The sequence below is a fragment of the Ferdinandcohnia sp. QZ13 genome, assembly GCF_031324165.1.
In the GTDB taxonomy this organism is placed as follows: domain Bacteria; phylum Bacillota; class Bacilli; order Bacillales; family Bacillaceae_L; genus Ferdinandcohnia.
The window spans coordinates 1,720,757-1,744,476 of record NZ_JAVIVW010000015.1; the positions used below are offsets into that span (position 1 = coordinate 1,720,757).

The 23,720-nt window shown below is 40.0% G+C and carries 23 protein-coding genes; 7 read left to right on the forward strand and 16 right to left on the reverse strand.

Features of this window, described 5'->3' with window-relative positions; genetic code table 11:
• Positions 1-51 precede the first annotated feature (51 nt).
• Positions 52-2,172 carry a (Fe-S)-binding protein gene (locus RGU12_RS22380; RefSeq protein ID WP_309538024.1) on the reverse strand — a complete coding sequence of 707 codons (2,121 nt, stop codon included), beginning with the start codon at positions 2,170-2,172 and terminating at the stop codon, positions 52-54.
• Positions 2,173-2,464: 292 nt separating this feature from the next.
• On the opposite strand from RGU12_RS22380, the gene cls reads away from it, so the two are divergent.
• Positions 2,465-3,670, forward strand: a complete 1,206-nt coding sequence (gene cls, locus RGU12_RS22385) for a cardiolipin synthase (protein ID WP_309538025.1) — start codon at positions 2,465-2,467, stop codon at positions 3,668-3,670.
• Positions 3,671-3,772: 102 nt separating this feature from the next.
• Here cls and RGU12_RS22390 read toward each other — a convergent pair whose 3' ends face one another.
• The 8 genes from RGU12_RS22390 to speE form a co-directional block, all read right to left on the reverse strand.
• Positions 3,773-3,952 (reverse strand): XapX domain-containing protein, encoded by a 180-nt coding sequence (locus RGU12_RS22390; RefSeq protein ID WP_309538026.1) that lies wholly within the window; start codon positions 3,950-3,952, stop codon positions 3,773-3,775.
• 289 nt (positions 3,953-4,241) lie between these two features.
• Positions 4,242-5,912 (reverse strand): arginine--tRNA ligase, encoded by a 1,671-nt coding sequence (gene argS, locus RGU12_RS22395; RefSeq protein ID WP_309538027.1) that lies wholly within the window; start codon positions 5,910-5,912, stop codon positions 4,242-4,244.
• Positions 5,913-6,344: a YwiB family protein gene (locus tag RGU12_RS22400; protein ID WP_309538028.1), complete on the reverse strand. Its 432-nt coding sequence runs from the start codon at positions 6,342-6,344 to the stop codon at positions 5,913-5,915.
• 273 nt (positions 6,345-6,617) lie between these two features.
• The gene (locus RGU12_RS22405; protein WP_116351962.1) at positions 6,618-6,995 is read right to left on the reverse strand and encodes a cbb3-type cytochrome c oxidase subunit I; all 378 of its coding nucleotides are present in this window, start codon (positions 6,993-6,995) and stop codon (positions 6,618-6,620) included.
• 156 nt (positions 6,996-7,151) lie between these two features.
• The gene (locus RGU12_RS22410) at positions 7,152-7,361 is read right to left on the reverse strand and encodes a heavy-metal-associated domain-containing protein (protein WP_309538029.1); all 210 of its coding nucleotides are present in this window, start codon (positions 7,359-7,361) and stop codon (positions 7,152-7,154) included.
• A gap of 312 nt (positions 7,362-7,673) precedes the next feature.
• A complete protein-coding gene (locus tag RGU12_RS22415) occupies positions 7,674-9,569 on the reverse strand; it encodes a heavy metal translocating P-type ATPase (RefSeq protein WP_309538030.1) in 1,896 nt (631 codons plus the stop codon).
• 154 nt (positions 9,570-9,723) lie between these two features.
• Positions 9,724-10,605 (reverse strand): agmatinase, encoded by an 882-nt coding sequence (gene speB, locus RGU12_RS22420; protein WP_309538031.1) that lies wholly within the window; start codon positions 10,603-10,605, stop codon positions 9,724-9,726.
• Between the two features lie 15 nt (positions 10,606-10,620).
• Positions 10,621-11,448, reverse strand: a complete 828-nt coding sequence (gene speE, locus RGU12_RS22425; RefSeq protein WP_309538032.1) for a spermidine synthase — start codon at positions 11,446-11,448, stop codon at positions 10,621-10,623.
• A 530-nt stretch (positions 11,449-11,978) separates the two neighbouring features.
• Here speE and RGU12_RS22430 point away from each other — a divergent pair.
• Positions 11,979-14,048: a transglycosylase domain-containing protein gene (locus RGU12_RS22430; protein WP_309538033.1), complete on the forward strand. Its 2,070-nt coding sequence runs from the start codon at positions 11,979-11,981 to the stop codon at positions 14,046-14,048.
• Between the two features lie 337 nt (positions 14,049-14,385).
• Here the strand turns inward: RGU12_RS22430 and RGU12_RS22435 are convergent, their stop codons facing one another.
• Both RGU12_RS22435 and RGU12_RS22440 read right to left on the reverse strand, forming a co-directional pair.
• Positions 14,386-14,898, reverse strand: a complete 513-nt coding sequence (locus RGU12_RS22435; RefSeq protein WP_309538034.1) for a YwhD family protein — start codon at positions 14,896-14,898, stop codon at positions 14,386-14,388.
• Positions 14,899-15,238: 340 nt separating this feature from the next.
• The gene (locus RGU12_RS22440) at positions 15,239-15,919 is read right to left on the reverse strand and encodes a site-2 protease family protein (RefSeq protein WP_309538035.1); all 681 of its coding nucleotides are present in this window, start codon (positions 15,917-15,919) and stop codon (positions 15,239-15,241) included.
• A gap of 87 nt (positions 15,920-16,006) precedes the next feature.
• Here RGU12_RS22440 and thmT point away from each other — a divergent pair, with 87 nt between their 5' ends.
• Together thmT and RGU12_RS22450 are read left to right on the forward strand one after the other, a co-directional pair.
• A complete protein-coding gene (gene thmT / locus RGU12_RS22445) occupies positions 16,007-16,195 on the forward strand; it encodes a 2-hydroxymuconate tautomerase (RefSeq protein WP_136381886.1) in 189 nt (62 codons plus the stop codon).
• A gap of 126 nt (positions 16,196-16,321) precedes the next feature.
• On the forward strand, positions 16,322-16,954 hold the full coding sequence (locus tag RGU12_RS22450; RefSeq protein ID WP_309538036.1) for a LysE family translocator: 633 nt from the start codon (positions 16,322-16,324) through the stop codon (positions 16,952-16,954).
• A gap of 47 nt (positions 16,955-17,001) precedes the next feature.
• On the opposite strand, the gene RGU12_RS22455 is transcribed toward RGU12_RS22450, so the two are convergent.
• Complete coding sequence (locus RGU12_RS22455; protein WP_396232397.1) at positions 17,002-17,559, reverse strand: DUF4256 domain-containing protein; 558 nt, start codon at positions 17,557-17,559, stop codon at positions 17,002-17,004.
• 21 nt (positions 17,560-17,580) lie between these two features.
• On the reverse strand, positions 17,581-18,114 hold the full coding sequence (locus tag RGU12_RS22460) for a hypothetical protein (RefSeq protein WP_309538037.1): 534 nt from the start codon (positions 18,112-18,114) through the stop codon (positions 17,581-17,583).
• A gap of 115 nt (positions 18,115-18,229) precedes the next feature.
• On the opposite strand from RGU12_RS22460, the gene RGU12_RS22465 reads away from it, so the two are divergent.
• On the forward strand, positions 18,230-18,640 hold the full coding sequence (locus RGU12_RS22465) for a hypothetical protein (protein ID WP_309538038.1): 411 nt from the start codon (positions 18,230-18,232) through the stop codon (positions 18,638-18,640).
• A gap of 456 nt (positions 18,641-19,096) precedes the next feature.
• Positions 19,097-20,398: an NCS2 family permease gene (locus RGU12_RS22470; RefSeq protein WP_309538039.1), complete on the forward strand. Its 1,302-nt coding sequence runs from the start codon at positions 19,097-19,099 to the stop codon at positions 20,396-20,398.
• Between the two features lie 40 nt (positions 20,399-20,438).
• Here RGU12_RS22470 and RGU12_RS22475 read toward each other — a convergent pair whose 3' ends face one another.
• From RGU12_RS22475 to RGU12_RS22485, 3 genes are all read right to left on the reverse strand, one after another.
• Positions 20,439-20,945, reverse strand: a complete 507-nt coding sequence (locus RGU12_RS22475; RefSeq protein WP_136381891.1) for a YwgA family protein — start codon at positions 20,943-20,945, stop codon at positions 20,439-20,441.
• Positions 20,946-20,970: 25 nt separating this feature from the next.
• The gene (locus RGU12_RS22480) at positions 20,971-22,263 is read right to left on the reverse strand and encodes an HD domain-containing protein (RefSeq protein ID WP_309538040.1); all 1,293 of its coding nucleotides are present in this window, start codon (positions 22,261-22,263) and stop codon (positions 20,971-20,973) included.
• 210 nt (positions 22,264-22,473) lie between these two features.
• On the reverse strand, positions 22,474-22,701 hold the full coding sequence (locus tag RGU12_RS22485) for a YuzB family protein (RefSeq protein WP_309538041.1): 228 nt from the start codon (positions 22,699-22,701) through the stop codon (positions 22,474-22,476).
• A gap of 307 nt (positions 22,702-23,008) precedes the next feature.
• Here RGU12_RS22485 and RGU12_RS22490 point away from each other — a divergent pair, with 307 nt between their 5' ends.
• Entirely contained in the window at positions 23,009-23,701 is a 693-nt protein-coding gene (locus RGU12_RS22490; protein WP_309538042.1) for an RsfA family transcriptional regulator, read from the forward strand.
• Positions 23,702-23,720 lie beyond the last annotated feature (19 nt).

Consider the following 23,720-nt stretch of genomic DNA (forward strand, 5'->3'; position numbering starts at 1 on the left):
TATAATTCTATTTTACAACATTAGGAATGGAAGATAAACCATCTTTTACCACTAAGATGCAATTTCTCTTTGTTCTCCAACAACCGATCTTTCAAGTATTTCAGCGATATCGTATGTGCCAATTTGCTCTTCAACTTCCTTCGCCCTCGTACCATCACTCAGCATGGTTAAACAGTAAGGACAACCGGAACCAATGGTTGTTGGGCTAACAGCAAGTGCCTGCTCTGTTCTTGCTACATTTATGCGTGTACCTGTATCCTCTTCCATCCACATTAGTCCGCCACCAGCTCCACAGCACATCCCTTTTTCACGGTTACGTTCCATTTCAACGAGTTTGACACCTGGAATTTGTTTTAGGATTTCACGAGGCGGATCATACACGTCATTGTAACGTCCTAAATAACAGGAATCATGCCAAGTGATGACTTCGTTCACTGCATGCTTAGGAACTAATCTACCTTCTTTTACAAGGTCATATAAGAGCTCTGTATGGTGGAAGACCTCAACACCCTCAAGCCCCATGTCTGGGTACTCATTTTTGAATATATTGTAGGCATGCGGGTCGATTGTCACAATCTTTTTCACTTCTGCCTTTTCAAATTCCGCAATATTGTTTGTCGCAAGCTCTTGGAATAAAAATTCGTTTCCAAGTCGACGTGGAGTATCACCAGAGTTTTTCTCCTTGTTTCCTAAAATCGCAAACTTCACGCCTGCTTCATTCATCAATTTTGCAAAAGAGAGCGCGATTTTTTGGCTTCGGTTATCAAATGCCCCCATGGAACCAACCCAGAACAGGTATTCAAACTCTTCGCCTGCCTTTTTCATTTCTTTAACAGTTGGAACATGGACATCTTCACGTACTTCACGCCAGTTTTCCTTTTCCTTACGGTTAAGACCCCATGGATTTCCTTGACGTTCAATGTTCGTCATCGCACGCTGAGCATCCGCATCCATTTTTCCTTCTGTCAGTACTAAGTAACGACGTAAATCAATGATCTTATCGACATGCTCGTTCATGACTGGACATTGGTCTTCACAGTTTCGGCAAGTTGTACATGCCCAAATTTCTTCCTCTGTGATGACATCCCCAATTAAGCTTGGGCTGTAGGCTAATTCAGCTGTTGCAGCAGTTTCATTTGCCCCTTGGCTAGCGGATGCTAGTGCTAGCTGATTCCCCTTTGTATGATTGAAAGCAACTGCTGGTACCCATGGGACACGTGAAGTCACGACTGCACCAGTTTCCGTTAGGTGATCACGTAATTTTACAATCAAATCCATTGGTGACAGCATTTTTCCAGTTCCTGTCGCCGGACACATATTTGTACAGCGGCCACATTCAACACATGCATACAGGTCAACTAATTGTGTTTGCTTAAAGTCCTCAATTTTTCCAACACCAAAGGTTTCTTGTGTTTCATCTTCAAAATCAATTTTTTCAAGCTTCCCTGGAATTGTTAGTCTGCTTAAATACACATTCGCAGGTCCTGCAATTAAGTGCGCGTGCTTGGATTGCGGCACATAAACAAGAAAACTTAACAGGAAGAGTAAGTGAATCCACCAAGCGATATAGAAAACGACGATCGCTGCTGTTTCATTTAGACCACCTAAAGCAAGTGAAATTAGAGATGCAATTGGCTCAGTCCATGATGGATCATGACCATGCCAAACGATTCCTGCCCCATTCCCAAGTAAAACGGACAGCATTAAGCCACCAATAAATAACAAAACAAGCCCTGATTTAAAGCCTCTTTTTAGACGTACGAGCTTTTCCACATAACGGCGATGGAATGCCCATACGACAGCAACTAAAATCATAAATGTGACGATTTCTTGGAAAAATGTAAAGCCTGGGTACAATGGTCCCAGTGGAAGATGGGATCCTGGCTTTAAGCCCTTCCAAATAAAATCAATCGCCCCAAATTGGACAAGAATAAACCCATAAAAAAACATAACGTGGATGGCTCCACTTTTTTTATCTTTTAAAAGCTTCTTCTGGCCGAACACATTTACCCAAATCCGTTCAAGGCGCTCCTTTATTTTTCCATCAAATTCGACCTTTTTGCCAAGCTTGATATAAGCAATTCTAGTCTTAATAAGGTATACAAACAAATAAATTGCGTAAGCGGTTACAGCTAGAAACGCAAAAAGGTTTATAACCAAGAGGATATCCATGTTTAAACTCCTTTCTTAACATTTTTAATAGAAATCAATTCGCCAAGGCGAATTACGCCCAGATTTTTATCGAGGTTTTCGATAATTTCATCTGAAAAATCTGTGGCATCCGCCGGGGCTATATTTCATTTAGGCATTGTTGCCTGAATGGAATATATTTTCTGACTATATTGTTTATACTTTCATTATATAATGAATGAGCATTCAGTCAATATATTTTTCTTTTGAAATCTCAAATAATCATGCTAATTTTCGTATAAACTAAGTGAACACCACTATAGGAGGGGTAATTTTGTTAAGAACTATCTTCTGGATCGTCCTTATTATCATCATTCTATTATTGTTACTCCGCCTTGATTACAGTCTCGGAAGAAAAAGTCACTTAAAAAAACAAGTGGACGATGAGTATCCATTGCGAAATAGTGAAGTCGCTCTATATGCGACTGGGGAATCGCTCTTCTCCGTCCTTTTTTCAGACATTCAAAATGCGACCGAACATATCCATGTCCAGTTTTATATTTTGAAAAACGATGACATCAGCAAGGAATTTGTTTCCCTTTTAAAGAAAAAAGCGGAGCAAGGTGTAAAAGTACGTTTGCTTTTGGATTGGGTTGGCGCCCATGAGGTCACGAAGGAGATGGAAAAAGGTCTGACCCGCTCAGGCGTTTCGTTTGCCTATAGCAACAAACCTAACTTCCCATACTATTTATACAAACTCAATGAACGTAACCATCGGAAAATTACCGTTATTGACGGAAAAATGGGGTATATCGGCGGATTTAATATTGGAAAAGAATATCTTGGCAAGGACCCGAAATTTGGATTCTGGCGCGATTATCATTTGAGGATGACCGGTGAGGGTGTCGCAGACTTACAGACACAGTTTTTAGAGGATTGGTATCACTCAACTAGGGAAGCCGTTGCTAATCGCGAAACCTATTTTCCACCGCTTCCAAAAGGGCCTTCACAAACAAGGCTTATTGCAACAAACGGGGCTTATCTTGAGGACGATTATGTCAATATGATCAAACAAGCTGAAAGGGAAATAATAATAGGATCCCCTTATTTTGTACCAAGCGACCAAATCAAAAAAGAATTAATCAATGCCGTAAAACGAAACGTAAAAGTACGAATCCTTTTACCAAAAAAACCAGACCATCCTCTCGTAAAAGAAGCTTCCGTTCCGTATTTGGATGAGCTCTCAAAGCTTGGCATTCAGTTTAATATGTACACACGAGGTTTTTACCACGCAAAAGTCATTTGTATTGATGACAAGCTTTGCGACATCGGTACGGCCAATTTTGATAAAAGAAGTCTTTATTCGAATTATGAAATTAATTGTTATATCCATGATAAAAACGTGATTAAAGAGATTAAAAAGGTTGTGGAAGATGATTTCGCGACATCAAATGAACTCACCCGAGACCGAATTAATGAACTTAAGGCGGAGAAAAAGTTCAAAATTAAAATTGCAACCTGGATTTCACACTTTTTGTAAATTGATGGTGCGGAAGACTGCCGCTATTTCTATTTACTGTCACTATCAGAAAAATACTGTCACTAAACGAAAATCAGGCACCCGCTGCAGCACGGGTGCCTGTCATTTTGGTCCAAATTGAATAAGTGGCGCTATCCATTGAAATAATTTAAATCCTAAATAAATCCCGATAATTCCAGTAACTCCTGCAAGCGCTGGTGGTGCTGGGATTGGAAGTTTTAATAAAGCAAATAAAAAACCGACAATTACACCCGTTACGAGTGCTATGATAACTTCTTTCATTTGTAGAACCCTCCCCTTTTCCCTCATTATTCCCTCAAAATGAAACCTCAATCAGTGGGGGTTTTTCATCCCCCACTAGTTGTTAGTTGATACCTACACGATGTGGGTATAAAGACTTTGCCACAGGACGTGGCGATTTAAGTCTTTGTTCCTTAAATCGGGCTTTTGCGGGCAGTTACCCCTACCTAAACGTCTTCGTTTTAACTAAAGTTTTGAGGTGGGGTTTTACTGCCCGTTAATGCGGGACAAAAAGGCCCTCTACTCAAAGTAGGGGCCACAGGCAAAAAGATTACATTTTCTCTGGTGCAGATACACCGATTAATTTTAATGAATTCTGTAACGTAATTTGAACAGCCTTCATTAACGCAAGACGTGCCTTTGTTTTTTCCAAATTGTCTTGGTCCAGCACTTTCTCTGCATTGTAGAAGCTATGAAGTGCCGCTGCTAGTTCATTGACATAATTTGTGATGCGATGTGGAATCCGCTTTTCAGCTGCTTCTGTTACAGCTGCTGGGAACTCACCAAGCTTTTTCAAGAGATCAATTTCTTTTTCAGAATTGATATGTTCAAGCGCATAATTTCCGTCTAGGGCAATATTCATTTCATCCCCAGAGCGAAGCATGCTGCAAATACGCGCATGAGCATACTGTGCATAATACACAGGATTCTCATTTGATTGGGATACTGCTAAATCTAGGTCAAAATCAAGATGTGTATCAGAGCTTCTCATCGCAAAGAAGTAACGAACAGCGTCTAAGCCAACTTCTTCAGTAAGTTCACGCATCGTAACAGCTTTTCCTGTACGCTTACTCATCTTCATTTTTTCGCCATTTTTAAAGAGGTGAACGAGCTGAATGATTTCAACCTCAAGTGTGTCCTTATCATAGCCTAATGCTTGAATCGCAGCCTTCATACGTGGGATATAGCCATGGTGGTCGGCACCCCATACGTTGATTAATTTTTCAAAGCCACGCTCAAGCTTGTCCTGATGGTAGGCAATGTCCGGTGTTAAATACGTATATGAGCCGTCATTTTTAATTAAAACACGGTCTTTGTCATCTCCAAATGTTGTGGAACGGAACCATGTCGCGCCATCCTCTTCATAAATATGACCTGCTTCACGCAGCGCATTTAGAGCACGGTCAATTTTTCCGTTATGGTAAAGAGAAGTCTCAGAATACCATACATCAAAACGCACGCGATATTCTTCTAAATCCTTTTGAAGCTTTTTCATTTCATATTTCAAGCCATATTCTCGGAAAAAATCGAAGCGTTCCTTTTCATCCATATTGACATATTTATCGCCAAATTCTTCGGCAAGTTGCTTTCCGATTCCCACAATATCTTGACCATGATAGCCGTCCTCGGGCATTTCTGCGTCCTTGCCATGTGCTTGCATATAACGTGCCTCAACAGACTTGGCTAAATTGTTAATTTGGTTACCAGCATCATTGATGTAATATTCGCGGGATACATCATAGCCCGCTTTTTGTAAAATATTACTTAACGAATCACCCACCGCTGCTCCACGAGCATGTCCAAGGTGCAGGTCACCTGTTGGGTTTGCTGAAACAAACTCCACCTGAACCTTTTGCTTGTTTCCTACTGATGTTTCACCGTACGCCTCACCAGCTGTTAAAATGGTCGGAATTAAGTCCGTTAAATAGGAATTGTTCATATAAAAATTGATAAAGCCTGGTCCAGCAATTTCAATTTTTTCAATCGATGCTTTTGATTTGTCGAAGTTTGCAACGATGTCTTCGGCAATCATACGAGGTGCCTTTTTCGCCACACGTGCAAGCTGCATTGCCATGTTTGTCGCATAGTCTCCGTGCGCTTTATCCTTTGGAAGTTCTAACACAACTTCAGGAGTTTGTTCTTCTGTAGCTAGTCCAGCCTTTAAAACTGCGTCTTTAACTTCCGCTTTCAAACGTTCTTTTACTTGATCAACAACATTCATTTAGTTTCGCTCCTTAAATGTTATGGTTATTTTATGTAATCCAGACTTTTCACCGTGAAGTGAAAGTTCATATGCTAAAAACAACATCCCTTTTCGAGAGTTTTTGTACCACTTGTATTCGATATTATTCGTCTTAGCTGTGAGGTTAAATGTTCCGATCTGATTTTGAAAAGAGCCGGTTGTGGTTTCATTCTTTCGGTAAACTTGCCTCATTTTCACCTGTCCGGAACGAAGAATGAGAACCTCTTTTTCTGAGATTTTGATGACCGTTTTAACCGTCCCTGCTTCTTGCTTTTCATCAAACTGCAAGTATGTATTGTTTCCCTTTATGTAGTATTGACCATTTGCGTCAAAAGCAACGTTTTCTTTCCGCTTGCCGTCTCTAATTTCAGTTACAAATTTGAGGTCAATAGGTACTCCTGCTTGACTCATTTTTACACATCCCTATATGTGGATGTTCAAAAAGTCCGGTGAAAATGACACATCGAATTTCTTCGTTGGCTTGTTTTTCCGTTACTCACGTATTTACTGCATACGTTCAGTTACTCAAAACTGCGCCTTGAACTTCTTGGTCCTTTTCATCCTCCCTTTTGAACACTAAACTTTGTCATTAACTTTACTAGTATACGGCATTTTGTGAGGGGATTTCAAATTAAAATAGAAAACTCGGCGGATGCCGAGTAAGGGGTGAATTTTATGAAGGTATTATTGTTTGGTGACTTTAACGTTCATGAAGATATTAACAGCAAAAAGGATGATTGCGAGGGTTGTAACCGTACCGCCGACCGCAATGGCCGGTTCGACCGCTGGGTTGCCGAGCAACAACATCGTGAGACCAATCATCATCACCGGTAAACCGATATTATGAAGCCAAAAATGGATCTTTCCAAGCTTTGATTCTCCGGCCTGTGGGAATAAATAATAGACAATTCCTGCAAGCCCCATAGATGCCCAACCAAGTAAGTTAATATGAACATGAACTCCTGTTAAGGTGTACGAGTGTGACATTGACATACCCATTCCGATCAGAACACCAATCACAAAATACACTGCCGCCATTTTTAAAAAGCGAATCCCAACCATGATACTCCTCCTTTTTCAAGTAAACATCTAGTTCAAATGTAGTATATTCACTTAAGCAAAAAGAATTGTCATAATTGTTAAAATATATTTTATAATGGGCTTTGGTCACGCAAAAATAAACCGGACAAGCTTTAAGGTCGCTAGCCCGGTTCATCTTTAATGTAATACTTTGTAACCAAGTTTTTCAATAGTATCAGCTATTTGACCTTTTGAAACTTGCTCGGAATTAAATGTTGCCTTTACCTTACTTGAGTTAAATAATACTTTTGCTTCTTCTACACCCTCCATTTTTCCAACTTTTGTTTCGATCTTTTTAATACATGATGGACAAGTAAGTGGTTCTAATTGTAGTTTAATGGTTTCCATGTCAATCTCTCCTTTTTTCTTTTTCTATTAGGCTAATTTCTAAAAGATTGTTTCTATTAAAACAAAGGGTGATTTCTGCTACTGGCACTCGCTTTCCGCGGGTGATCCGCAAGCCTCCTCGCTTCACTGCGGGGTCTCGCTTGGCTCGCTATTCCCGCAGGAGTCTCGTACCATCCGCTGAAATCACAGAAGGGTCAATAATTACTATTGTCCTTCGCAAACTCATATCCCAAAACAACAAAGCTTACGAAAACCGCCTTCTATTATTATTGTAAAATGATTTTTCTTGTCCTTCTTTGACCTACGTCAAATTTAGGCAGTTGCTATTCGCAAGCCATGTTCTTTCTTCATGGTTTTGCGATTGAAGCCCATTAATCTCATTGCGTTCAGGATAACTAGTAGGACACTTGCTTCATGAATGAACATTCCAGATGCTAGGTGAACCGTTCCCATGAGTACCCCCGTTAAGAGTACAAAGGCAATGCCAACTGCAAAGAATGTGTTTTGCTTCATGTTACGGATCGTTGCTTTTGATAATGAATAAGCGTGTGAAAACTGCATAAGCTTATCTGCCATTAAGACGACATCTGCTGTTTCCATCGAAATATCTGTACCGCCTTCACCCATTGCGAGTCCGATGTCCGCAGTTGCGATTGCTGGAGCGTCGTTGACCCCGTCTCCTGCCATGGCAACGACATGACCTGCTGCTTTTAGTTTTTTCACGTATTCTACTTTATCCTCTGGGAGCAACTCTGCATGGAATTCATCCAAGCCTAAAGTAGTAGCGACAAGCTCTGCGGTGTGTTTGTTATCACCCGTCAGCATGACGATTTTCTTAATGCCATTTTTCCGCATTTGGGCAAGTGCTCTTTGCGCATCTTCCCGAATTTGGTCGGCGATTGAGAAAACACCTGCGATGTTGCCATCGACACTAGCAAAGATTGCGGTGTTTCCCGCTTTTTCTTGAACAATTGCATAGGCTCCAACGTTTTGCGGAACTTCGATACCTTCTGAATCCATCAGTTTGCGATTTCCGATTGCGAGTACATGACCAGCCACCTTTGCTTGAATTCCATTTCCTTTAATGACTTCGCCATCTTCCGGTTCATTCTTTAAAGCTAGTTCTCTCACCTTTGCTTCTTTTACAATTGTTTGTCCTAAATGGTGCTCAGAAATGGTTTCTGCTTGGGCAACGAGCTGCAATAATTCATTTGTTTCAAAGTTTCCAAACGTCTTAATGTCTGTTACTTCTGGTTTCCCTTTCGTCAGTGTTCCTGTTTTATCGAAAACGAGCGTGTCTACCTTAGAGAAAATATCCATGACTTCTCCACCTTTAACCAAGACACCGTTCTTCGCTCCATTCCCGATTCCAGCAACATTGGATACCGGAGCTCCAATCACAAGTGCACCTGGACAGGCAATGACAAGGAAGGTGATCGCGATATGGATGTCTCGAGTGAATAGATAGACAAGTACGGATAAAACAACGACAGCTGGTGTGTAGATATTTGCAAATTTATTAAGGAATTTTTCGGTTTTTGATTTAGATTCCTGTGCTTCTTCCACTAGTTCGATGATTTTGGCAAAAGTCGTATCGTCTCCCACTTTCTCTGCAATCATTTCAATATAGCCATTGTCGACGATGGTTCCACTAAATACCTTGTCTTCTAGTTTCTTTGTAGCCGGTACAGATTCACCAGTAACCGCTGCTTCATTTAGTGAAGCCTGACCTGAAACGATTCTGCCATCGACTGGAACCTTCCCTCCAGAGCGGATAATCACACGGTCTCCTACAAGTACTTCTTCAATCGGTATCGTGATTTGGCTGCCATCTCGGACAACAACCGCTTCCTGTGGTGCCATTTCTACTAAATCTTTTAGTGAAGTACGTGTTTTTTCCAACGTGCGTGCTTCTAAATAATCACCGAATAAAAAGAGAAAGGTAACGACTGCCGACTCGACAAATTCACTGATAAACAATGCACCAATAACAGCAATCGTCACGAGAAGTTCAATACTGAATGCCTTCATTCTTAATGCTTGAAGGGCTTTAATGAAGATTGGAATTCCTGCAATGACTGTCACAAGGATAAGCGACGTTGATTTTAACATGTCATGTCCTGTTAAATGAAAAATCAATGCAAGAACAAGCAGTGCTCCCGAAACGGCTGTTATTTTCGTTTTTTGTTTATTTATCCAATTGATCATTTTTTATTTCTCCCCTTTCCTTCTATATCTTTATAATAATTGGAAGTCAGGATTAAATATTTGACCTCCGTCAAAATTAGAAGAACTCCCCATTTGAGGAGTTTTTATCAGCAAAAAAGGTCATGACTCCTATTTGGAATTCATGACCTTTTGTTTATTTATTTTTTGGGATCCACCCTAAAATCATTTCACGAATTAACTTACTAGCCGTATTCGCGGTTTGTTCAGATGCATCATAAATTGGCGCAACCTCTACCAAGTCTGACCCCACCACTCGAATATCGGATTTTGCAATCTCGTGAATGGCACCTAATAATTCCTTCGACGTAATTCCGCCAGCATCCACCGTACCTGTTCCAGGTGCGTGTGCAGGATCCAATACATCAATATCAATCGTTACGTATACAGGACGACCTGCTAGCTTCGGCAGAACCTTTTTTAACGGCTCTAGTACTTCAAATTTTGAAATATGCATGCCGTTTTCCTTCGCCCATTGGAACTCTTCCTTCATTCCTGAGCGAATTCCGAATGAAAAGACATTCTCTGGTCCAATCAATTCTGCAATTTTACGAATCGGCGTTGAATGAGAAAGTGCCTCCCCCTCATAATTCTCGCGCAAATCTGTGTGAGCATCCATATGGATAATCGCAAGGTCTGGGTACTTTTTATACACAGCCTTCATTACTGGCCACGATACGAGATGCTCGCCACCCATGCCAAGTGGATATTTTCCGGCAGCTAGTACCTTATCCACAAAATCCTCAATCATATCAAGACTGCGCTGTGGATTTCCAAATGGCAACGGAATATCGCCAGCATCATAATATTTAACCTCATCTAGTTCTTTATCAAGGTATGGACTATACTCCTCAAGCCCAATTGATACTTCGCGAATTCGCCCTGGACCAAAACGTGAACCCGGACGATAACTTACTGTCCAGTCCATCGGCATGCCATAAATGACGGCTTCGCTCTCCTCAAAATTCGGATGGCTTTTGATAAATACATTTCCAGAATAAGCTTCATCAAATCTCATCAAAAAACCCCCCAATTATTTCGTTAAGTCAGCAACAAATTTAGGCAATACAAACGCTGCTTTGTGGATTTCTTTTGTATAGTATTTTGTTTCAATCTCATGGAAACGGTCGTCGCTTACCTCTAATGGATCGTATTTCTTCGAACCGATTGTGAATGTCCATAGACCACTTGGGTATGTTGGGATATTCGCAAGATAAAGACGTGTGATTGGGAAGATTTCTTTTACATCGCGTTGAACGTTACGGATTAAGTCTGGTGTGAACCAAGGGTTGTCCGTTTGCGCAACAAATACGCCGTCTTCTTTTAATGCCTTTGAAATTCCTGCATAAAAGCCTTTTGTGAACAGATTTACCGCTGGACCTACAGGCTCAGTGGAATCAACCATGATGACGTCATACTCATTTTCACTGTTGGCAATATGCATGAAACCATCATCCACTTTTACATCCACACGTGGGTCTTCAAGCTTACCAGCAATTTCAGGAAGATATTTCTTTGAGTACTCAATTACTTTTCCATCAATATCAACTATTGTCGCTTTTTTCACACTTGGGTGCTTTAACACTTCACGGATTACCCCTCCGTCTCCTCCACCAACGACAAGGACATTCTGAGGATTAGGGTGAGTAAATAGAGGTACATGCGCCACCATCTCATGGTAAACAAACTCGTCCACTTGAGTGGTCATCACCATGCCATCAAGAACAAGCATGTTGCCGAATTCCTCAGTTTCTATCATATCGAGCTTTTGAAACTCCGTTTGTTCTGTATGTAAGGTTTGTTTAATTTTTGCTGTGATCCCAAAGCTTTTTGTTTGTTTCTCCGTAAACCATAATTCCATGTTTATAACATCCTTTCGATTGAAAAATTCAGGGGTTTATATCCTGTTTCCCTAGAAAATCTTTGTTTGATTAACATCTCAGACTGTCTTGAAAACACTTTTCAGGCAAGCAACGCAGTATGCGAGCGTTTGTCAACAGTCTGAGGGATTCTATCCCCTTATCGTTCCCTATTCCTTCAAAAAAATTGATGTTTTTGCCTAATCCGCTAAAGGCAAAAGTTGATGGATTGCCTTGGCATGTACCCTAGTCCCGTACTTCCGCTGTCTAGCTGCAGCGACTAGAAACTCGAGAAACTTCAACTCCTCCTACAGAAGCAAAATGCGCTTCTTAGTCGGAGTCTCCAGTTTTCTCGTTTCTGACCAAGTCGCCTCCGCTTTTCTATCTCAACTGAAAAAAGTATAGATGAAACTAGCGAAAATGCAAGAAAATTTTTCATCTTTTAGCAAATAAATGTTTAGAAAGGAAGATTTTTTTTCATACTGATTGATATATGCCTAAGAAAAAGAGAAAAAAAGAGAGGTGAACCCTGGTGGAGCTTATTACAAATGATCGGTTAAAAATTGCAATTAAGATTTTGCGCGCTTGTCTTTTTATTGGCCTAATTGGTTGTGCCCTTGTAACGGTGGGTATTTTGGGCGTGCTTTCCTATGCAAAAACCCAGGGAGCACCTCCACTTGCGGTTCCTTTATCGACCTTGTTCTATGCGGAGGATGGAACATTAATCGGGGAAGAACGCCATCATGGTGAAACCCGCTATTGGGTGTCGCTCGATGATATGTCAGAGGCTGTTATTGACGCAACGGTTTCGATTGAGGACCGGAACTTTTTTGACCATAATGGTTTTGATTACAAGCGGATTGGTGGAGCGGTCCTTGCTGATATTAAAGCAATGGCAAAAGTACAAGGTGCGAGCACGATTACCCAGCAATACGCCAGAAACCTTTTTTTAGAACATGAAAAAACATGGAATCGAAAACTCACCGAAGCCCTTTATACAATTCGACTTGAGCAAAATTATTCTAAGGAAGAGATTTTAGAGGGGTATTTAAATACGATCTATTATGGACATGGTGTCTATGGTATTGAAGCGGCAGCTAATTACTACTTTGGAAAAAGGGCCAGCGAACTTTCACTCGCTGAAGCATCCATGCTTGCAGGAATACCAAAAGGTCCCACGCATTACTCACCTTTAGTAAATGAAGAAAAGGCAAAGCAGCGCCAGAATGTTGTCCTTCATTCTATGGTTGAGAATGGTGTCATTTCAAAAAAGACAGCTGAACAAGCACTTACAGAAAAACTCATTTTTACTGGAAGTAAGGTTGTTGGACGTGAAGACATTGCACCTTATTTTCAGGATGTTGTAAAAAAAGAGCTGCACTCTAAATTAAAACTTGACCAAGACATGATTGAAACGGGCGGCTTACGTGTCTACACGACACTCGACCCAGACCTTCAAGAAATTGCGGAGGAAAAAGTCGTGAACTTTGTAAAAGAAGATTCCGGGATTCAACTTGGATTTGTTGCGATGGACCCGAAGAATGGTGAAGTGCGAGCGTTAATTGGCGGGCGTGATTACGAGGAGAGCCCTTTTAACCGGGCCATACAGGCAAAACGTCAACCCGGTTCAACCTTTAAGCCCATATTATATTACGCTGCACTGGAGAAAGGTTACACGCCGTCCACCCAAATTCGTAGTGAACTCACGACATTCTCGTATGATGATGATCGATCAACATATACACCGCGAAATTATAAAAATTACTATGCAAATGACTCGATTACGTTAGCACAGGCAATTGCCTTGTCCGATAATGTATACGCCGTTAAAACGCATCTTTTCCTTGGTGATGGTGAATTGGTTGACACCGCGAAAAAGGTGGGAATCAAAAGCAAACTTAAGGATGTCCCTTCACTTGCGTTAGGGACTTCTGGGGTAAGTGTACTAGAAATGGTCAATGCGTACGCCACTTTTGATAATGGTGGTACACTCCATAAGCCCATTTTTATCACGAGAGTTGAAAATTATAAAGGTGAAGTCATCTATGAAAAAAATCTAAAACCAAAAAAGGTGCTTGATGAAGATCTCGCGTTTGTGACAACACAACTCATGACAGGTATGTTTGATGAAAAATTAAATGATTATACGGCTGTAACGGGAACGACGATTAGCGATAAGCTGACCCGCTTTTACGCTGGAAAGTCTGGTTCAACGGAAACAGATAGCTGGATGATTGGATATTCGCCACAGCTTGTCGCCGGCATTTGGACTGGATACGACAATAATGAACCACTGACGATTGTCGAAGAAAGCCAATATGCAAAAAATATTTGGGCCGGGTTCATGGAGGAAGCCCATCAGGATATTGCACCCAAGCCATTCAAACCGACAGAAGGTGTTGTTGGGGTATATGTAAACCCAGACACTGGCTTGCTTCCAACAAAGGATTGCCCTGTTTCAAGATTGACTTATTATAAAAAAGGAACTGAACCAACAGAGTATTGTTCAAAGAATGTGGAAGATGTGAAAAAGGAAAAACCGAAGAAAAAGGAAGAAAAAGAAAAGAAAGGCTTCTTTAAACGGATGTTTGATTGGTTTTAATGGTGGACATAGGGGACAGGTCACTTGTCCCACGGGAGATATGCGGGTTACTTATGAAGAACGTTTTGAAGGGATTATTCACTCAAAACGGGCTTCATCGGTCTTATGTACGTCTAGGAGTCGCAACCTCCTGTGAACCTAAAAAAATCAGATAGGTAAATATGCGAAGACACATTTAGAATAACCAAAAAGCGAAACCCCCAGGATGTGTAGGTCCTGGGGGTTTCTGTGTCCTAGTTTCAATGTGTGTACATTGTAAATTTAGTGTACTTTATTTTATTAAAAAAGCTCAAGCTAAAGTACGTTTGTTCACCAAAATGTCACAATTAAAAGAGCCTTATTCGACCCTTAGCCCCTCTTTTAACTCGTCACTTGAGTTATCCCAAATTTCTTTGTTATGGTTGATTAAGAAGTCCACTAATAGCTTTTTGGATTTATTGTCCATAAAATCAACCATGATGTGGCGTTTTAATGATTTATCCATTTTGTTCACATGCTCTGGTAATGATTTGTAGCCACGGCGAATTGAGCGGTCAACTGTCATTTCACAAGCTGTGACTCCCGCGTAATAAGGTCCTTCTTCCTTTCGGTCAATCGTAACCCAAACTAACCAAAATGGCTTACCATTTGGAACGTCTTCTTTATTCGGAAGAAATTTAATCCCTTTTTCAACGACACTTCTAGCATGCATCGCGCCGACATCCACGAAAACATCTTCATTTTCTATATCAATGAATACAGGTGAAATATTTTCAAGGCTAAGTGCCCCTATCCCATATCCTTTGTGACCATCTGTTGGATCATTTTTAATGATATTAAAAGCAACCTTTTTCTTATTTTGATCCACCATACATCCACCTTTCTCCTTTTACTAAGTGTTCAAAAAGGAGGATAAAAAGGCCACGCCGGCTACAAACGCCACGTCCTGTGGCGTAGCCTGCACTAGCACATCCTGTGCGTCGAAAGTTCGAGGCGGCGTAGCTTTGAGTAGCGGAACGTATGCATTTTAAATACGTGAGCAACGGAAAAGCTAGCCAACGAACTTCCACAGGAAGTGGTGACTTCGACGTTTGACACAGGACGTGTCAGTACTTAGTCGAAGTTCCTCTACAGACGTGTCATTTTTACCGGACTTTTTGAACATCCTCTTTTACTCGTTACCAACCATTTTATCATATGAGTGCCTGAATTTATAATTGCAGGATTGGTCTGAAAATCGCAACCAAAATACCCGTGATGGCGTAAACTCCTTTATAAAGAAACGGAAACAAAAATCGTTCGCCAAGTGGTGTAATGACAAGCACAAGAAATAATACAATTCCAAGGCCCTCATACTGCGTCAATCTAGGGCGAATCCGTGCTGGTACAAGATCTTCAATGATACGGTATCCATCAAGTGGCGGAAACGGCAATAGATTAAAAATGAAAAGCACAATGTTTAGGCGTACAAAAAGGTTAAAGAACGTTTCAAAACCTTCTCCTGCTGCTTCTGGAATGGCAGCAAACACCCCTACTCGAATAAGGACGATGTAAATGAGTAAAGCTAGTGCTGCAACAACAAGGTTACTTAACGGACCTGCTAGCGAGACTAGAATTCCTGCAAGCCGTGGCTTTTTAAAATAAAATCGATTTACAGGTACAGGACGTGCCCAACCAAATCCTGCTAGAAAAATAAGGATCGTTCCAAATGGATCTAAATGAGCAATGGGGTTTAACGTCAATCTCCCCTGCTTTTTTGCCGTATCATCACCAAACTTGTATGCGACATAGGCATGTGCGAATTCATGCACGGTAAATGCTACGAGTAGAGTAATGACTACATATGGTATCAAAGATAAATCAAACGCTAAAAATCGACTGAATTGTTCCACTAAATTTCCCCTTCTTCTAGAAAAGTAATTATTTTCAGTATACAATACTCTTAAAGCATTATAAAACATAGATTGGAGAGATTCATTGTGCCATACGTAACAGTTAAAATGCTAGAAGGACGCACTGAAGAACAAAAAAAAGCGCTCGTTGAAAAAGTAACTGCAGCTGTAACTGAAACGACAGGAGCCTCTGTCGATAAAGTTGTAGTTTTCATTGAGGAAATGACTAAAAATCACTACGCAGTAGCTGGCAAACGTTTAAGCGACCAAGAATAGAAAGTGTAAAACCCGTGGTAGCGAACCCCGGGTTTTACTTTACAAAAAATTATGTTCAATTAACAACACCAGTTATATATAATACAGAATATGAATTATCTATTAAAAGCCAAGGGGATGCATAAAGTGGAGAACTTTTATCTGTTTGTCTTTATGTGTGTGTTGCTTATTATTTTACCTGGTCCCGATACTGCCATTGCTACGAAAAACACTCTCACTGTTGGAAGAGTTGGGGGGCTTAAAACCGCTTTAGGAACTTGTTGCGCTCTTCTTATCCATACTTCTGCAGCTGTATTCGGATTATCAGCGATCATTGTGAAGTCGGCTTTATTATTTTCTGTATTTAAATACGTTGGGGCTATCTATTTGATCTATCTAGGGGTTAAAACATTATGGGCTTTGCGGAAAAAGGAAGTAGCTGCAAGCGTGGAGATGAACACAGCAAGCCAGTTTGAAAACAAATCCTGTTTTAAACAAGGATTTCTAACCAATCTCTTAAATCCTAAAGTCGCTGTCTTTTTCTTAACTTTTTTACCTCAATTCGTGGACGCTGGGAGCGATACCTTTTTACCATTTCTTATCATGGGGTTCACCTATACAGTATTGACTGCCATTTGGTTTTTCCTTTATGTCTATTTACTCAACCAGATTAGTACGTTCATGAAAAAACCGAAAACCCAAAATATGATTGAGGGAATCACAGGTGCTATCCTAATTGGTTTTGGAATCAAACTAGCTTTAGAAAAGGCCCATCATTAAAAATGCAAAAAGGAGGATTGTCCAAATCATGAACAATCCTCCTATTTTTAGACCCTAAGTGAACCCCGAAACCCTCTCGCGGCATAGTAAGAATCTGCCCCATTATGATATACAAAAACAGTGTCATAACGACGATCACAAAAGATGGCCCCACCAAGTTTTCTTATATTATCTGGGGTTTGAACCCAACTTGATGACTTCAAATCATATTGACCAAGCTCCTGCAATGCACGGTATTGTGCTTCCGTTAACATCTCAATGCCCATTTCGTTTGCCAAATCCATCGCACTATTTTCGGGTGGGAATTTCTTTCTAGATTCCAGTGCTGCTCGGTCGTAACATACACTTCTGCGACCTTTAGGGCTTTCTGCTGAACAATCAACAAATATGTATTCGTCCTTCTTTTCATCATAACCCACAACATCTGGCTCGCCTTCAGTTTTCTCCATCTCATTGAGCGACCACAGTTTCTCAGGATTAGCCTCTAACTTCGCTTCGATTTTTGCCCATTCAAGCCCTTCATGACGGTTTGGATTTTTCTCAAAACGAGCTTTTAGTACTTTTACTAATTGTTCACGTTGTTCTGATGACAGCTCCTGTTTCACGTTTATTTCCTCCTTTTTGCGTTACTTATAAAACATAATATCATTCTGAATAAACTTCTGTTGTATTTTATTGAGTTCTTGAACATATTGTCTATTTATTTCTAGTGTTTCCTCTTTACCATTTTCCAAAATCAGATGGATCCTTTTAACGGGTTCCTCGGTTTCATTGATATAGGCAACTTCTTTAATTTCATCCCATTTATAAACTTTTTCGGACATTGACTTCTTAATGGTAATCTCGTTATTTGAGATAAGCGTATAATTTCCAAAACTAGCGTAATACCCCATTGCAATTGAACATACTAAAAATAGTATACCAACATAATTCCATTTTTTATTTTCAACTATCATTCCAATACAAAACAAAATAAAAAAGCCAACTGCAATAAACATGAAGATATTTGAAATGGATGGGGTTAAAACTAAAAAGGTGTCACCATTTTTAAAGAATATGTGATGGAATATGGTTGGACCTATAAAGCCAACTATCACGCCTACGATTATACTGATGATTAATAAAACTACCCAATATGCTTTATCAATTCTTTGCAACACGCTCTATCCCCCCAGTCATATTAGTATTTACGAATAATGTTAAGGAAAAGTTTCACTTTTCCAAAAATACAAATACTGACTTGTTTTTGGGAACAATACATAAGAGGTGGTCCAAATGTTAAAAAGTGTATTGCTTCATATCTTTATTTTTCTACTGTTTTCAACAAATGTTCTGGCCCAAACCCAGGAAATACAAATTTTTGATATCAACCAAGATATGGTTATAAAACACTTACCAGTAAGTACAGATATCCAACAAGAAGTTGAGTACATTCTCAAAGGCATAAACGGTGTATATGTTAAATACAATCCGATTCCGAATACAGGTTTAATGATAAGAATTCCTTTAGAACCTACTATAATGGTAAGAACTCAATGGTTTGATGACCTTGTAGATGAAGTAACGCTTATTTTTACTGATCAAGAGAGTCCCTATTTAATGGTGTTTGACGATGAAAACAAACCCTATTTCTTAACATTTAAAGGTGACACTATAAAATTGTTGACATTATTGAACTTTTACTAGAAGAGAGTCAAAAACAATGGCTCTTTTTTAAAAGATTATTGTTTCTAAAACACAGGGTGATTTCCGCTCCTGGTACTCGCTTTCCGCGGGCGATCCGCAAGCCTCCTCAGGCCTACACGATGTAGGTCACGAAGCCGTTGCCACAGGACGTGGCGCTCTTGGGCTTCGAACATTAATTGGTCTCGCTTGGCTCGCTATTCCCGCTGGACGTTGAATTTGCTTCCTTGAAATTTCACCGCACGAAGAAAATGCGTGCATTTTCGAGGATCTCGTACCATTCGCTGAAATCACAGGAAGAACAATACTTACTATTCCTTTCGCACAATCATATCCAAAAACAACAATGTTTACGAAAACAGCCACAAACAATTTTAATTAGGTCTTGCAGTCTTAAACAAAAACGAATATTATAGAAAAGGATTTTTAAAATTGTTCGCCTTTTGGAGGTACACAACTATGTTTAAGTTATCAGAATTAAATACAACTGTAAAAAAAGAGGTTCTTGCCGGGATTACGACCTTCTTAACAATGGTATATGTTGTTGTCGTTAACCCCGTTATTTTATCAGATGCAGGTGTTCCGTTTGAGCAAGTATTTTTAGCAACCATCATTGCAACTGTTGTTGGAACACTTTGGATGGCACTGTTTGCAAATTATCCAATTGCGATTGCTCCAGGAATGGGCTTGAATGCCTTTTTTGCTTATTCCGTTGTTGGTGCCAATGAAAATATTACCTACCAAACGGCATTTGCCGCTGTATTTGTGGCAGGTATCATTTTTGTGATATTGTCGTTAACGCCGTTTCGCGAAAAGTTAATTGAAGCCATTCCACCAAACCTAAAGCACGGAATCACCGCAGGAATTGGGTTATTTATTGCCTTTATCGGTCTTCGGCTTACTGGAATTATTACCGCACACCCAACAAATTTAGTGACTCTAGGTGATTTACACTCTCCATCGGTCATTTTGGCGCTTGTGGGATTGGCGATTACCCTCATTCTCATGGCACGTAACATAAATGGTGCGTTATTTTTCGGAATGATCATCACTGCTATTATTGCTTACTTTACTGGTCAGCTTGAATTTAAAGAAGGGTTGGTAAATACACCGTCACTTCCTGAAGGTTTAATTATCGCAAACCCTTTAACTGCTATAGGTGATGTGATTCAGTACGGGCTATATGCTGTTGTCTTCTCTTTCTTACTTGTTACCATTTTTGACACAACAGGTACGATGATCGGAGTTGCCGAGCAAGCTGGGCTTATGAAAGGAAATGTCATGCCACGTGCTAGACAGGCACTACTTGCGGATTCAGTTGGTACAACGGTTGGAGCGATGTTTGGAACAAGCCCGACTAGTGCATATATTGAATCTTCAACAGGGGTGGCTGCAGGTGGAAGAACAGGTTTAACCTCGGTTACTGTTGCAGGACTCTTTATTCTAGCTGCCTTTTTTGGACCGTTAGTGAGTGCCGTTTCTGGAATTGCGGCCATTACAGCCCCTACCTTAATCATTGTAGGATCTTTAATGATGGGGAGCATCAAGGATATTAAGTGGAATGAGATTGATGAAGCCTTTCCCGCATTTTTAATCATACTAAGCATGCCACTTACATCTAGTATCGCGACTGGGATTGCATTAGGATTTATTTCTTACCCATTGATGAAGGTTGTCAGAGGAAAGTGGAGAGAAGTACACCCACTCGTTTATTTATTTGCTGTATTGTTCTTCTACCAGCTTGCCTTCTTACCACACTAATAAAAAAACTCGGCAGGATTTATACCTGCCGAGTTTTCGTTTAATGCTTTACAAGATCGCGAAGAGAATCAATATATTGATAGGCTTCGTCAATTTCTTCCTCTGTATAGCGTTGTTTTGCTTTAAGCGTAAATACCTTTTCTTTGACTTCTTCCTTATCCAGTCCCTCGAAGTATAAAACGGTGGACACCAGCTCTAAAAAGCGTGCAGACTGACTATTTAAGGTTTGCATACAGTCATCTAATGGTGGCATGTCCAACTGATAGTGCCCTAAAAATTGCTCGCCTTTTTCAGTTAATGAATACCGATACTGATAATAGCCACCCTTTTTCTCTTTCACCTCATCTAAAAATCCAAGGTTACAAAGCTCCTCCACACGTAACGTTAGCTCCTCTGAGTATGGTCCGTAAAAATGGAAGTTGTACTTTTCATAAAACGGATAATCAATCTTTTTCGCGATATAAATCATTTTTTGTAGCTTTTTCCGACCTGTGATTTCCCCTGCAGCAGCGAATGCCTTCATTACTTTTGCATGTTCTGTTAACAAAACCCCTTCATCTCCTCACCCAAACTTATATACCTAGTACCGCTTTTATCTTCTCTTTGAATGTTTCTGGTAATGTTTCAATCAAATCTTGTGGAAAATAAAGTTTATGATCGGTTCGCCTTTTACCGGAAATGGCATCCACAATTTCTGACTGCCTTGATAACTCGCGAATCTCGCCATTAGGCATTAAAAGGTTAATTGGAAGTCGCTCCTCTTCCTCACCCGGCCGATAAAAATCATACGGTAAATCAGAGGATGAATCGACGACTAAATAATAAGTCGGGTCAATCCCCGCTTCCTCAAAAAGCGTTCTGAGCTCCATCATCTTCATCATTTGTGTACTTGGATCAAACTCCACATATTTAAACAGATTGCGATTAAGAAAACGACGGCACAGATCACTTAAAATCGCATCATCCTCGTCCTGCCAAACTTGGAAATAGAAAGAGATAATTCCTTCATCAAGCTTCACATAATCCTTTAGTGTTAGCGTATCTTCGAAAATGGATATAAAATGGACTGGGGCCGTTTGAAATGCGTAGTTTTCCTTATACAGCTGTTTAGCACGATGGAGAATTTTCGATAAAATGACCTCTGCACTCCGTGTGACAGGATGGAAATAGATCTGCCAATACATTTGGTATCGGCTCATGATGTAATCTTCAACCGCATGCATCCCACTGCTTTTAAAAACGACCTGGTCTTCGAGTGGTCGCATCACACGCAAAATCCGCTCCATGTCAAAGTTTCCATAGCTAACGCCTGTATAATATGCGTCACGTAATAAATAATCCATACGGTCTGCGTCAATTTGACTGGAGATGAGGCTCACAACTAATTTATTTTTATATGTTTTTGCAATCACTTCAGCCACTTTTTTCGGAAAATCATCCCCAACTTGCTTAAGGACTCGATTTACCTCAGTATCCCCGACAATGATTGCCTGTGTAAATTCCTCATGATCATAATGGAATACTTTTTCAAACGAATGTGAAAATGGCCCATGGCCAAGGTCATGTAAAAGAGCTGCGCAGAGGCACAACAAGCGCTCCTCTTCATTTAAAAAGGATCGATCACGAAACACATCATCAATAATTCTTCTTACAATTTCATATACACCTAATGAGTGGTTGAAACGACTATGCTCCGCCCCGTGAAAGGTAAAATAGGTTGTCCCTAATTGGCGAATTCGTCGTAGTCTTTGAAACTCTGCTGTTGCCACGAGCTCCCAAATCACTCGATCCTGAACATGTACGTAGCTATGTACAGGGTCTTTAAAAACCTTTTCTTCACTTAATTTCCCATTGGAATTTGTCATGTATTCAACCTCTTCCATACTGGCATGCTACTATTATATCTATTTATTTCTGACAAAAAAACCTAAAATTCACCAAAAAACGGCTTAACCAAGTCATATCAATGGTTGGAAAATTTTTCGACATGAATAAAAGTTTCGAGGAAGGACTTGGAATCTCCTGTTTGCGGAGCATAAAAAATCACCTTTTCTCTTTAAGAGAGAAAGGCGATATTAGTCCTTTTTCAGCTTCTTTTCAATCTTTTCGATTAATTCGTCTTCTGTTGGAGCTGATAAAGGACGATTGTTAACAAATGCGAATGATTTTTTTCTACCTGGACCACAGTATGATTGGCAGCCGATGTCAATCGTTGCTTCTCCATCGACTTCTTTTAAGCGTGGCACTAAGGTTTTGATATTGGTTGCCTGGCAATCATCACAAATGCGAAATTCGTTTGCCATTTTGCGTACAATCCTTTCATCTTGTAAATTCTAAATGGTTCCATATGTGAATCGATCATGTTTAAGCATGTCGATTTAGCTATTTTTATACACTAAACGGTATTTTACTCCTCCCCTACAGTATTTGCAAGGGAACAAAATAAGTTTCAAAAAATCTCCACAAGTAAGAGTTTGCGATATTAAAATATTTTTAAGTAAATTAATCTATTATCCTTTTTATGATTTTGGTATAAAGTTTGAAACAATTGACCAATATATGTAATAACCTAACGCAAATATAAACATATATATTGGGAGATGAATCAATATGAAGGAAAGACAAGACGCTTGGACAGAGGAAAATGACCTCTTATTAGCTGAGACTGTATTAAAACACGTTAGAGAGGGTAGTACTCAATTAAACGCTTTTGAAGAGGTTGGTGACCGATTAAATCGTACTTCTGCCGCATGCGGTTTCCGCTGGAACGCCGTTGTGCGCCATAGCTATGAGAAGGATCTTCAACTTGCGAAAAAGCACCGCAAACAACGCCAACGTGCACTTGGTAAGAATCAACCAGTGAAGAAACAACTTTTGTATACACCACCAACACCAAGTCTAGAAGAATTTGCGGACGAGTTTCCGCTATTTACATCTGAATCTACCAGTGTTCGTCAGGAAGTGAAGATGCCAAAATATTCTTCTCCTCGACCAACATTGACATTGGATTCCGTGATTTCCTACCTTCAGTCCTTAGGTAATTCAAGTCTCGGAATTGAAGCACTGAAATCTGAGAATGAGAGATTGAAAAATGAAAAGAATGAGATACTTCTTAAAAATGAAGAACTACAAAAGAAGATTACTCAACTTGAGCAAAACTCAGCGAACATTCAAGAGGACTACGAAACATTAATGAAAATCATGAATCGCGCACGAAAACTTGTCTTATTCGAAGAGGAAGAACGTCCTGCTACTACTTTTAAAATGGACCGAAATGGTAATTTGGAGAAGTTGGCGGAATAAATTAGAGGAACCCCTGACT